Source organism: Streptomyces sp. NPDC097107 (genome assembly GCF_044762405.1).
Classification (GTDB): Bacteria; Actinomycetota; Actinomycetes; order Streptomycetales; family Streptomycetaceae; genus Streptomyces; species Streptomyces thinghirensis.
Genome location: NZ_JBIWEF010000001.1, coordinates 680,194 through 692,500, shown reverse-complemented (window position 1 = coordinate 692,500; position 12,307 = coordinate 680,194). Strand labels below are relative to the sequence as shown.

The 12,307-nt window shown below is 72.5% G+C and carries 8 protein-coding genes and 1 pseudogene; 5 read left to right on the top strand and 4 right to left on the bottom strand.

Annotation, left to right across the window (positions count from 1 at the left end; all coding sequences use genetic code 11):
- Window positions 1-17: 17 nt before the first annotated feature.
- Window positions 18-1,523, top strand: a complete 1,506-nt coding sequence (locus tag ACIQ1J_RS03255; RefSeq protein WP_403553638.1) for an alpha-N-arabinofuranosidase — start codon at window positions 18-20, stop codon at window positions 1,521-1,523.
- A 13-nt stretch (window positions 1,524-1,536) separates the two neighbouring features.
- Here the strand turns inward: ACIQ1J_RS03255 and ACIQ1J_RS03250 are convergent, their stop codons facing one another.
- The gene (locus tag ACIQ1J_RS03250) at window positions 1,537-4,308 is read right to left on the bottom strand and encodes a beta-galactosidase (RefSeq protein WP_403553636.1); all 2,772 of its coding nucleotides are present in this window, start codon (window positions 4,306-4,308) and stop codon (window positions 1,537-1,539) included.
- A gap of 208 nt (window positions 4,309-4,516) precedes the next feature.
- On the opposite strand from ACIQ1J_RS03250, the gene ACIQ1J_RS03245 reads away from it, so the two are divergent.
- Window positions 4,517-5,170: a DUF4360 domain-containing protein gene (locus tag ACIQ1J_RS03245; protein ID WP_403553634.1), complete on the top strand. Its 654-nt coding sequence runs from the start codon at window positions 4,517-4,519 to the stop codon at window positions 5,168-5,170.
- A 230-nt stretch (window positions 5,171-5,400) separates the two neighbouring features.
- A pseudogene (locus ACIQ1J_RS03240) lies at window positions 5,401-5,869 on the top strand (hypothetical protein); the annotation flags it as partial.
- Between the two features lie 19 nt (window positions 5,870-5,888).
- Here ACIQ1J_RS03240 and ACIQ1J_RS03235 read toward each other — a convergent pair.
- A complete protein-coding gene (locus ACIQ1J_RS03235; protein WP_403553632.1) occupies window positions 5,889-7,454 on the bottom strand; it encodes a substrate-binding domain-containing protein in 1,566 nt (521 codons plus the stop codon).
- 260 nt (window positions 7,455-7,714) lie between these two features.
- Here ACIQ1J_RS03235 and ACIQ1J_RS03230 point away from each other — a divergent pair, with 260 nt between their 5' ends.
- Both ACIQ1J_RS03230 and ACIQ1J_RS03225 read left to right on the top strand, forming a co-directional pair.
- A complete protein-coding gene (locus tag ACIQ1J_RS03230; RefSeq protein WP_403553630.1) occupies window positions 7,715-8,683 on the top strand; it encodes an arabinan endo-1,5-alpha-L-arabinosidase in 969 nt (322 codons plus the stop codon).
- Window positions 8,665-9,192 carry an RICIN domain-containing protein gene (locus tag ACIQ1J_RS03225; protein ID WP_403553628.1) on the top strand — a complete coding sequence of 176 codons (528 nt, stop codon included), beginning with the start codon at window positions 8,665-8,667 and terminating at the stop codon, window positions 9,190-9,192. The genes ACIQ1J_RS03230 and ACIQ1J_RS03225 overlap by 19 nt, the downstream gene beginning before the upstream one ends.
- A gap of 16 nt (window positions 9,193-9,208) precedes the next feature.
- Here the strand turns inward: ACIQ1J_RS03225 and ACIQ1J_RS03220 are convergent, their stop codons facing one another.
- Entirely contained in the window at window positions 9,209-10,960 is a 1,752-nt protein-coding gene (locus tag ACIQ1J_RS03220; protein WP_403553626.1) for a pyridoxal phosphate-dependent aminotransferase, read from the bottom strand.
- A gap of 102 nt (window positions 10,961-11,062) precedes the next feature.
- Window positions 11,063-12,211, bottom strand: coding sequence for an aldose epimerase family protein (locus tag ACIQ1J_RS03215; RefSeq protein ID WP_403553624.1), 1,149 nt, complete (start codon window positions 12,209-12,211; stop codon window positions 11,063-11,065).
- Between the last annotated feature and the right edge of the window lie 96 nt (window positions 12,212-12,307).

Below are 12,307 nucleotides of genomic sequence, written 5' to 3'. Positions count from 1 at the left end.
CCTCTGGAAAGGCAGACATGCGAACCGCCCGCTTCACCCTCGACCCCGCCTTCACCGTCGGTGAGGTCAACCCCCGCCTCTTCGGCTCCTTCGTGGAACACCTCGGCCGCTGCGTGTACACCGGCATCTTCGAACCGGGCCACCCCACCGCCGACGACGCCGGCCTGCGCCAGGACGTGCTCGACCTGGTCCGGGAACTCGGCGTCACCGCCGTCCGCTACCCCGGCGGCAACTTCGTCTCCGGCTACAAGTGGGAGGACTCGGTCGGCCCGGTGGAGGACCGCCCCCGCCGCCTCGACCTGGCCTGGCGCTCCACGGAGACCAACCGCTTCGGCCTCTCCGAGTACATCGCCTTCCTCAGGAAGATCGGCCCCGAGGCCGAACCCATGATGGCGGTCAACCTCGGCACCCGAGGCGTCGCCGAGGCCCTCGAGCTCCAGGAGTACGCCAACCACCCCGCCGGCACCGCGCTCTCCGACCTGCGCGCCGAGCACGGCGACAAGGACCCCTTCGGCATCCGGCTCTGGTGCCTGGGCAACGAGATGGACGGCCCCTGGCAGACCGGCCACAAGACCGCCGAGGAGTACGGCCGGGTCGCCGCCGAGACCGCCCGCGCCATGCGCCAGATCGACCCCGGCCTCGAACTCGTCGCCTGCGGATCCTCCGGCCAGTCCATGGAGACCTTCGCCGAGTGGGAGGCGACGGTCCTGAAGGAGACGTACGACCTGGTCGACCACATCTCCCTGCACGCCTACTACGAGCCGTTCGACGGCGACATCGACTCCTTCCTCGCCTCGGCCGTGGACATGGAGTCGTTCATCGAGAACGTCGTCGCCACCTGCGACCACATCGGCGCCCGCCTCAAGTCGAAGAAGAGGATCAACCTCTCCTTCGACGAGTGGAACGTCTGGTACATGGCCAAGACGCAGGCCGAGGTCAGCGCCCTGGACTGGCCCGAGGCACCCCGCCTGCTGGAGGACAACTACAGCGTCACCGACGCCGTCGTCTTCGGCTCGCTCCTCATCGCCCTGCTGCGGCACGCCGACCGCGTCACCGTCGCCTGCCTCGCCCAGCTCGTCAACGTCATCGCCCCGATCATGACCGAGCCGGGCGGCCCGGCCTGGCGCCAGACGACGTTCTTCCCGTTCGCCCAGGCCTCGAAGTACGGCCGCGGCGAGGTCCTCGACGTCCGGGTGGACTCACCCACGTACGAGACGAAGAAGTACGGCGAGGCCGACCTGCTGCACGCCACCGCCGTGCGCGCGGACGACGGCTCGGTCACCGTCTTCGCCGTCAACCGCTCCCGCACCGAGTCGCTGCCGCTCGACATCGCCCTGAGCGGCCTGGACCTGACCGAGGTCGTCGAGCACAGCGCCCTCGCGGACGCCGACCCGGACGCCCGCAACACGCTCGCCGAGCCCGAGCGGGTCGTCCCGCACCCGGCCGGGGGCACGGCCGTGGCGGACGGCAGGCTGACCGCCTCCCTGGAGCCGCTCTCCTGGAACGTGATCCGGCTGCGCTGAGGCGGCCCCGGGGTCAGTCGCGGCGCCGGCCGGGGGAGGCGACGGGTTTCACCGGCACCCCTCCGGCCGCGCTGCCCAGCAGTACCAGCCTCGGTGCCCTGGGCCCCGGCGCCGCCTCGCCGCCGGCCAGGACGGCGAGGGCCAGGGTGTTGGCGGCGGCGCGGGTGCGCAGGATGCCGTTCGGCAGGACGAAGGTGTGCGGTGCGCCCGCGGGGTCGTCGCCGGCGCACTCGCCCATGTTCCAGCCGTTCAGGAAGACCTGGGCGCGGTGGTCGCGGTCCGGGCCGCCGTCGAGGAGGAGCCCGATCGAGGCGTCGACGTCCGGCGGGACGTCCAGCCGGAAGGTGGTCCGGTACCAGGTCACGCCCTGGCGCCGGTCCTCGCGGGGGAAGGACGCCGGGGACACGGACTCCCAGCCGCCGTCGTCGTACCCGGGCAGATGCCAGCCCCACCGCTCCCCGTACAGCCCGCCGTTGTTGAGCGGCCCGCGCACGGGGTCGGGCGCGGCGGCGCCCCGGATCCGCCACTCCACCCGTGGCGACGCCCCTTCGAAGGCGGCCGAGGTCAGCCCGCGGGCCGCCTTGTAGGCGTCCTGGTCGTGCTGGGTGCGCCGGACCAGGACGGACAGCACTGCGGCGGCGTCGCGGTTCGCCCGCGGCTTCTCCCGTAGCGCCGTCCGCAGCTCCTCGGGCAGGCGGAAGGCGGCCGTGGCCGTCCACGTGCCCTCGCCGCCGTCGTCCCCCCGGCCCATGCGGTGCGTGCCCAGCGGCTCCCCGTCCAGCCAGGCCATCAGCATCCCGCGCGCGCCCGTGCTGTAGGCGAGGGACACCGACTCCAGGTCCGCGGCGCCGGTGAGCCGGCCCCGGTACCAGACGTCGCCGTAGTGGAAGCCGTAGTCGTCGGCGAAGAGCACGGGCTGACCGTCGGGCACGGGGGTCGTGCTGTGCGACGTACGCCGGTCGGCGACCGTCCACCCCGAGTCGTCGTAGCCGGGCCCGGACTCCGGGTTCTCGGTGCGGCGCCGCCAGCCGTCCAGCGCGGGCAGCACCAGCTCGGGCACGCCGGGCAGCGGCCAGACGGCCATCAGGCTCTGGGCGCGGCCGACGGACGCCTGCACCGGCTCGCCGTTCCAGGTGACGTGGGTGATGCCGCGCGGCGCCCACACTTCGAGGCCGCGCTCCTCGACGGTGTCGCCGGTCAGCCGGATCGTGGCGCCGTCCAGGGCGACGTCGCGCAGCAGCGCCGGGCCGTGCACGAGGACCCGGCCCGACGGGGTCTCGTACGGCCACAGCCGCAGCGAGGCGGCGTCGTCGGCGACGAGCAGGATCAAGGTGCGGTCGGACTCGCCGCTGCGCACCCGCAGCCGCGTCACCCGGTCCTCCCCGAGGGGCACCGTGATGTGCAGTTTCCCGTGGTCGTACGCCCAGGCGGCCTCCTCGTCCAGCCGGGTCGGCCACGGCTCGTGCGGGCAGTCCAGCACCAGGTGCGCCGACTCGCCGGCCCGGCCCACGAAGGCGGCGATGTCGAGGCGTCCGACGCTCAGGGACAGCATGGGCTGCACGGTGGCGTACGCCAGTTTCCGGCCCGCTCCCAGGTGGAGCCCGGTGGCGAACAGCTTGGCGTCCCGGGCGGGGACGGTGACCTCCACGTCGGTCCCGCCCATCGGCAGCGTCGACGTGACGTCGCTCGCGGAGTCGTTGCGCGCGACGTACGCGTGGGTGCCGGTGTCCGGGTTGGCCAGGTGCCGCACCTTGATGCGGGCGTCCGCGGCCCTGACCGCGGGGGCCTCGTCCAGCCGGGTGAAGTCGGGGACGTGGCGCAGCAGCTGGCCGAGCTGGTGGAGCGGGGCGAGTTCGGCCGTCGGCCGGCGCGCCTCGTCGATCGCCGCGGTGGGGTCGTACGTGGGCGTGGGCGCGGACGGCGCGGGCAGCCAGCCCCACGAGGTGCCGCCGAACGCCGTGTGGACGTTGTGCAGCGTGACGCCGTGCGCGAGGTGGTCGAGGTGGACCCGGCGCGCCTCGGCGGCGTCCGGGGTCCGCTCCGCCTCGCCCCAGGCGACCGGGGTGTCGGCGTGCAGGAGGGGTACGTCGATGCCGTCGGCGCGGAGCTTGTCGTGCAGGCGGGTCAGGCGGGCGCGCCGGGGGGCGTCGACCTGGTAGAGCAGGACGGTGCCGGTGCCGTGGGTGTACTGGTGCCGGGCGGCGACGGCGTTGACGCGGCTCAGCCACTCGTCGGCGTGGCGCAGAAAGGCGGGGTCGAGCGTCCGGGCCGTGCCCTCGGCGGCCGTCAGCCAGCCGGGCAGGCCGCCCGCGTCCACGTCCGCGCCGATGTACGGGCCCGGCCGCAGGACGACGTACATGCGGGTCTCGGCGGCCGTGCGCAGGAACAGGTCCAGGTCGCGGACGCCGGAGAAGTCGTACTCGCCGGGGGCGGGGGAGTGCTGGTTCCAGGCGAGGCGGACGCTGACCGCGTTGTAGCCGTAGGCGCGCATCTTCTGCAGCACGTCCCGCCACAGGGACGGGCTGGGCAGCCGGAACGGGTGCATCTCGCCGGACCACAGCGCCAGGCGTCTGCCGTCCACCAGCAGGGAGTACCGGTCCAGGGCGACCCGGTGGCGCACCCCGTCGGCGCCGGGCGGCCCGGGCGGCGGCCCGGTGGGCACGGGGCCGCGAGCGCCGGAACGGGGCAGCGCCTGGCTGTTCACGCTGCCGCCGAGCGCGAGACCGAGGACGGTGGTGCCCGCGAGGGCGCTGAACGCTCGTCTGCTGAGCCTGCTGAGCTCCAAGGGAGCCTCTCCTGTTGCTGTACTTCTGGTGCTGCGCTGCCGGGCCATTCTCCACAACCGGACCGGCGTGCGTTGAATGGCCTGAGTGCGACCTGTTCACGTCCCGCGGGTGTGCATACGATGCGACCGCCTCGTGAATGACATGTGCACAACAGATGTGCAGGTCATTCAACTACATCCACCCCCCACTGACCGGGATGGGAGTCCCATGGCCACCGGCCTGCTCCTGAGCGGCACGATCGCCGCGCTCCTCACCTCCGCGCTGCCCGCGCAGCAACAGCCCTCCGGCGGGTTCGAGGACCCGCCGCCGGACAAGATCGTCATCAAGGTCGCCACGGTGAACGGCTCCGGCTGCCCACAGGGCACGGCGGCGGTCGCCGTCTCGGGCGACAACACCGCCTTCACCGTCACCTACAGCGACTACCTCGCCCAGGCCGGCGGCGACTCCGCGCCCACCGCCTTCCGCAAGAACTGCCAGCTCAACCTGCTCGTCCACGTCCCGCAGGGCTTCACCTACGCCGTGGCCAGCGCGGACTACCGCGGCTTCGCCGCCCTCCAGTCGGGTGCCAAGGGCACCCAGCGGGCCTCGTACTACTTCCAGGGCTCGCCGAACACGGAGTACCGCACCCATCCCTTCAGCGGCCCGCTCAACGACAACTGGCAGGCCACCGACACCACCGACTGGGCCCAGCTGGTCTGGGCGCCCTGCGGAGTGCAGCGCAACTTCAACATCAACACGGAGCTGCGGGTGAGTACGGGGACGTCCGACCCCGCAGAGGTGAGCTTCATGACGATGGACTCCACCGACGGGGACATCAGCACGGTGTACCACCTGGCGTGGAAGGAGTGTCCCGAGTCCTGACCGGTGACCGGCGGAGGGCGTGACCGCGGTCGCCGGCACCGGGCGAACCCGGCCACGCCCGTCCCCGGGTGAGGCCGGCGGTGCGGGCTTGTTCGAAGGGGTCCACGGTCTCTCCCCGGTTGACGGCGTACGTGCGCGGTGGAGTCCGCACGTGCGTTGATCCTCCGGGCGGCGGCCGAGCGCCGCCGCGGACGGTACGGGCGACCCCGCCGGCACGGGGCCGCCCGGCCCGCACCCCGGAACCCGGCCTCGTCGTCCTCTCCCTCGACGCGTTCCGCGCCGCCCGAATGCCCGGCTTCGAGCGGTACGCCCCCGCCCGCGCCCGGACCGTGCTGGACCGGCTGGACGGAGGCATCGCCCGGGCGCCGGCCACCAAGGCCCGGCCCGGCCCCGGCGAGGCCTTCCGGGACGCGGGCGGACGGCTCGACGCCTACGCCGACTCTCCACCGCTGGGTCAGGGACGACCGCGACGGTCACCCGATCGCGGTCCGGCTCGGCGCCGCCGACAGCGCCCGGTTCCCGCTGCCGGGCCGGGCCACGGGCCCGCTGCCCGGCGCCGTGGACCGCGTCTCGGCGACGGGCGACGTGTCCGCGCAGCGCCGTCTGTTCACGCGGGTCGAGGCGGTGGCCCGCGCGGCCGGGCACGGGGCGGTGCCGGACGCGTGGGGCGAGGACCTGGGCCTGATGCGGCCGGAGTGAGGCGCGGACGCGAGCCGGGTCACGATCCGGTCGGCCGGCACAGGAGCGGCTTGTCCAGTTCGGAGCAGGGTCGGTGGCCCTTGGAGCGGATGACGTCCTTGCCGACCTCGTTGGCGAGGTAGCGCAGGAAGCCCGCGGCGATCGAGTCCGCCGGCGGTTCGCCGTAGGTGTAGGCGATCTCCGTCTCCCAGTAGGGGTACGCGCCCTGGTCAGCGCCTTCGAGCGTGGCGGGGTAGCCGTCGATGCGGACCTGCCGCACGTCCTCGTGCGCGGCGGCGGTGCCGACCTCGCTGTAGCCGAGGGCGCCGGGGATCGAGGCGACGGTGTCCAGCAGGATCGGGGTCTTGCCGACCTCGCAGCGATTGCTCCTGCTCATGTCCATGCTCTTGCAGTCGCTCGTGGTGACCGCGAGCAGCGGGCGGTCGTCCAGGACCTGTCCCTGGAGGGCGGTCCGGGTGCCGGAGCCCGGGTTGCGGCTGACGAGCTGGACGGGCAGGTCCGCGCCGCCCACCTGCTTCCAGTTGGTGATCTTTCCGGCGTAGACGTCCCGGACCTGGCGCAGGGACAGGTCCTGGACGCCGGTGTCCTTGTTCACGACCAGGGTGAACAAGGACAGGGCGACGGGGCGGGGCAGGAGCCGGGTGCGGCCGTCGGACTTGGGTCCGTCGCTGAACGTCAGCCGGTTGCCGAACCCTTCGCCGTCCTCCGGCTCTTCCCCGTCCCCGGCCGCGGCGAGTGCGTCCAGTCCCGGGACACTGCCCTCGAAGGAGCTGTCGGACAGCGGGATCCGCGCGTCCGGGCAGGTCTTCGTGTACTGCTCCGCGGCCAGTTCCAGGACCGGCTTGAAGGCGGTGGAGCCCGTCAGGCGCAGCGTCCCCTCGGCGCAGTCCAGCGGCGCGGCCACGGACTCGTCGCCCCGGGCGAAGGTGGACACGGACTGGGCGACGCTCACCAGGACGAGCACGGCGAGCAGCCAGCGGACCGGCCGGGACGCGAAGGGGTAGTACTCGGTCCTCTTGATGGTCCCGCCGCGCCCCCCGCCGACGACGCCCGCGGTGACCTCCGGATCGGGGAAGTCGGCCTCGGTGAAGCCCGGGACGCGGTCCAGGACCGCCAGCACCTTGTAGTGCGCCCGGCGGTTGAGCTTCACCTTGGGCAGCCTGATGACACCGTCCGTGGCCCCGAGGCCCGGCGTTCCCGGAGCGAAGAAGTCGCGCAGCACGGTGTGGCTGCACTCCGTCACGACCATGCCGACGACGCGGCGGCCCGGGAACGCCACGCGTATGCCCACCACGTCGTTGGCGGGAGCCACGTAGTCCTCCTCGACTATCGGGGTCCAGCCGACGTTCTCGATGCGCAGCAGGACCACCGACGGGTCGCGCAGGTCGGCGCCGTCCCACTGCATGCGCCGGAGCACTCCGGTCTCCGGACCGGAGGAGGAGGCCGAGTCCCGGGCGCTGGTGTCCATCTGCACGCGGTAGCCGAGCCGTTTGCGGCCCGCCAGGAAGAACTCCCACAGGGCCGCGGCCGCCGGCACGGCGAGGCCGAGCACCGCGATGACCGACTCCCACGGAACACCGTTCATGACCGACTCCCGACTTCCGGCCTCCGACTCGGGGCGGACGCACATCGATGGGGAGGCCATGTTGGCGCGGCGAGGATCGCGCGGCCGGGGCCGTGCTGAGCATCCGTCAGGTATTCATCGGTACGTCACCTGCGAAACGTGCTGTTTTCCGGACGTTGGTTGCCGTTGCCGCGCGGGCCATTGACTCGCAAGGGGTTCGATTCTACGTTCCCGTCCGAAAAGGCGATCGATGTTCGAAATACAGAACAGGAGCGTGCCCAGTGAGCCGCAAGAGAATCGCCCTCCTCGCCCTCCCCGCCGCCGTGCTGCTCGCCCTCGTCCCCGCCACGGCGTCGGCCTACCCCAACCCCGGCCGGGTCACCGGCTCCGTCATCACGCACGACCCGACGATGATCCGCACCTCGTCCGGGCAGTACCAGCTCTACGCCACCGGCGGCGGCATCAGCAGCAAGACGTCCGGCGACCGCACCGCCTTCTCCGCCGGCGCCGACGCCTTCGGGACCCGGCCGGGCTGGTGGTCCCGGTACTCCTCGGTGCCGGAGGCCTGGGCGCCCGACGTCTCGTACCACGGCGGCACGTACCTGATGTACTACTCCGTCTCGAAGTTCGGGTCCAACACCTCCGCCATCGGGCTCGCCGGCTCCGCCACGGGGCAGCCGGGCAGCTGGAGCGACTACGGCGTCGTCCACACCTCCAGCTCCTCCAGCGACCACAACGCCATCGACCCCAACCTCTTCGTCGACGACGACGGCAAGTGGTGGCTGTCCTTCGGCAGCTGGTGGACCGGCATCAAGATGATCCGGATCGACCCGTCCACCGGGAAGCAGCACGCCTCCGACACCGCCCGCCGCTCCCTCGCCTCCCGCCCGTCGGGGACCAAGGCCGTCGAGGCGCCCTACATCGTCAAGCGGAACGGGTACTACTACCTCTTCGCCTCGTACGACACCTGCTGCGCCGGCACCAGCTCCACGTACAAGGTCAAGGTCGGCCGGGCGACCGGCGTCACCGGGCCGTACTACGACAGGAACGGCGTCTCGATGATGAACAACGGCGGGACGCCCGTGCTCGAGTCGCACGGCAGCGTCATCGGCCCCGGCGGCCAGTCGATCATGAACGACGTCGACGGCGACCTGATCGTCTACCACTACTACGACGGCAGCGACAACGGCACTCCCAAGCTCGGCATCAACCTCCTGAACTGGAGCAGCGGATGGCCCGTCGCCTACTGATCCTGCCGGCCGCCCTGCTGCTCGCCCTCTCGCTCGGGCAGCCCTCCGCGAGCGCGGCCGCCTTCGCCAACCCGGTCAAGGCGCAGAAGGGCGCCGACCCCTGGATCACCCACCACGACGGCGACTACTACATGGTGTCGACGAGCTGGACCGACGTCATCACCATCCGCAAGTCGTCCACCCTCGGCGGGCTCGCCACCGCACCCGGCGTGCAGGTCTGGCAGGGGGACGACACCCACCGGCTGGTGAACGCGGCCACGGGGAAGGTGCTGGACACCGCCGACTGCTCGGCCGCCGACGGGGCCGACCTGCGGCAGTGGTCCTGGCTGGACAACACCTGCCAGCGGTCCCGGTTCCTCGCGACCGACGGCGGTCACGTCCGGATCGTCAGCCAGGCCACCGGCAAGGTCGCCGACGTCGCGGACTGCTCGACGGCGGACTCCGCCGACGTGCGGCAGTGGTCGTGGCTGAACAACACCTGCCAGCAGTGGCGGCTGAACCCGGTCTGAAGCACCGTCCGCGCCCTCACCCCGTCCGGCTCATGCCCGCCGCGTTCGGCCAGCCCTGCGGTCCCGGCCGGCCCGTCGCCGGGACCGACTCCAGGCCGTTGGTGCCCCTGACCTGGGCAGCGGTGAGACCGCCGTGGGCCGGGACGCCGGGCGGGGTGGGGCCGGCGGGCACCGGGTGCTGGGCCGCCGCGGCAGCCGGAGCGACCTGGGCGGGGGCCGGCGCGGGGGCGGGCATGGGCTGCCGCGGGGCCGGTGCCGGGTGGGGGACCGGCACCGGCCCGGGGTAGGGCGCCGGCTGGGGGACCGGCGCCGGCCCGGGGTAGGGCGCCGGCTGGGGGACCGGCGCCGGCCCGGGGTAGGGCGCCGGCTGGGGGACCGGCGCCGGTTGCGGGGCCTGCCGCGGTGCCGTCGGCACCGGCATCGGGCCGATGGCGGCCGCCGCCGGGGCGGCGGGCACCGCGGCGGGGAGCGGCATGCCCGTGCCGGCGGCCGGGGCGGCGACGAGCCCCGGGGGGCCGGTGCCGGCGGCCTGAGCGGCGATCCCCAGCAGGCCGGCCCCGTTGGTCTCGCTCATCAGGCGGTCCACCGCCGCCGTGCCCGAGCTGTAGCTGGTCCCGGTAGCGGGCTCGGGCACGGCGGCTCCCCTCCTGGACCCGTAGAGCACCTGTTCCAGGCCGGACACCAGGCGACGCACGTCGGCCTGGGGGCGCACCACGAGACGCAGGAAGCGGCTGGACGAACCGATCTTGTTGCCGCATTCACGGACCAGGACCCGGTGCTCGGTGAGCATGCGGTCCCGGACGGCGGTGCCCTCGGCGCCCACGGGCAGACGCACGAAGAGGAAGTTGCCCTGGGAGGGATAGACCGTCAGGCCGGGCAGCGAGGAGAGCTGACCGGCCATCTCCAGGCGGTCGCGGCGGACCTGGTGGAGGCTCTGGGCGTACTCGGGCCCGTGGTCGCGCAGCATGAACACGACGTGCTCCGCGAAGGAGTTGAGGTTCCACTTGGGGAGCATGGCGCGCACCCGGCCCGCGAGCGCCGGGTTGGCGACCAGGTAGCCGAAGCGGATGCCGTGCAGCCCGAAGTTCTTGCCGAGGCTGCGCAGCACGACGACGTTGGGGCGCAGCATCGCCTCCTGGACCACGCTGGGCTCGGTCTCCGCGTCGGCGAACTCCAGGAACGACTCGTCGATGACGACCAGGTCCCGGTCGGCCATGGCATCCATGAACTGCACCAGCGCGTGCTTGTGCAGGAAGCCGCCGTCGGGGTTGTTGGGGTTGCAGACGACGGCGACCCGGGTGCCGCGGACCCGGATGAACTCGGCGTACTGCGCGAGGTCGAGGGCGAATCCGCCGGACTCCTGGAGCGGGAACATGTCGACCCGCTTGCCGGTCTCCATGGGCTGGTCGGTCCAGCGGCCGAAGGTGGGGACGGGGACGGCGAGGGACTCCCGGACCAGCAGGTGGTCGATCCAGGTGATCAGCTCCGTGGAGCCGTTGCCCATCGCCACGCACTGCGGAGGCAGTTGGAGCAGGCTGCACAGTTCGGCGGTGATGGTCTCGGCGCCGCTCGGGTAGTACGTGATGATGTCGCGCAGCCGGCCGGCCATCTCGTCGAACATCGCCGAGGTGGGGAAGTACGGGTTGCAGGGGATGCAGAAGTCCACCGGGCCGACGCCCACCGCCTCGCCGCTCTCCCGCGTCAGCGCCGCCATCGACGGGCTGTGCGCCGCGGTGCCGCGGAACAACGAGGTGACGTTGCCGGACAAGTGAACCTCCGTATGTGGGAGGCCCGCGCGGGGGAGCACGGGCCGCCCTTACATACGGAGGGGGACGGGGCGCTGTTCAACACGTGTGAAGGAAGTGTGCCCTCACGCGTCGAACGAGTGCACCGTGGTCGTCCGGTACGTCTGCCCCGGCCGCAGCACGGTCGACGGGAACGACGGCTGGTTCGGCGAGTCGGGGAAGTGCTGCGTCTCCAGGCACAGGGCGTCGCCCTGGCGGTAGAGGGAGCCGCCGGTGCCGGTCAGGGTGCCGTCGAGGAAGTTGCCCGAGTAGAACTGCAGGCCCGGCTGGTCGGTGGCGATGCGCAGGGAGCGGCCGGAGGAGCGGTCGCGCAGGGTGGCGATGTGCTCGGGGCGGTCGGTGCTGCCCTTGTCGAGGACCCAGTTGTGGTCGAAGCCCTTGGCGGTGACCAGCTGCGGGTGGCCGTCCCGGATGTCCCGGCCGATCGGCTTGGCCCGGCGGAAGTCGAAGGGGGTGCCGGACACCCGCGCCAACTCGCCCGTGGGGATGAGACCCGCGTCGGTGGGGGTGTAGCGGGACGCGGCGATCGACAGCTCGTGGTCCTCGATCGTGCCGCTGCCCTCGCCGGCCAGGTTCCAGTAGACATGGCTGGTGAGATTGACGACGGTGGCCTTGTCGGTGGTGGCCTCGTAGTCGATGCGCCAGTCGCCGCGCCGGGTGAGCGTGTACGTCACCTTCGCCCGGAGCGTGCCCGGGTAGCCCATCTCGCCGTCGACACCGGTGTAGTGCAGGACCAGGCCGACGTCGGAGCCCTCGGTGAACGGCTCGACGCCCCAGACCCGCTTGTCGAAGCCCTGGGCGCCGCCGTGCAGGGTGTGCTCGCCGTCGTTGACGGAGAGCTGGTACGCCTTGCCGTCCAGCGTGAAGCGGCCCTTGTCGATGCGGTTGCCGTAGCGGCCGATCAGGGCGCCGAAGTAAGGGCTGGAGGCCACGTAGTCGTCGAGGTTGTCGAAGCCCAGCGAGACGTTCTCGTGGCGGCCCCGGCGGTCGGGGATCTCCAGGGACTGGACGACGCCGCCGTACGACAGCACCTTCATCCGCGTACCGCCGTTCTCCAGCGACCAGCGGTACACCTTCGTGCCGTCGGCGAGCTTGCCGAAGAGCTCCTGCACCGGCTTCCTGCCTCCCGTGGCGTGTGCGGTGCCGCCCAGGGTGGCGGCGGTGAGACCGGCGGCGGCTGCGCCGGCGATGACCGTGCGCCTGTTCAGTTCCATACGGCAACTCCTCAAGTGGGTTGACAGAAGCGCCCTTCAGGGGCGCGGGGAACCGCGCGACCGGTCACAGCCGGCCCGCAGTCTCCGTACGGCCTC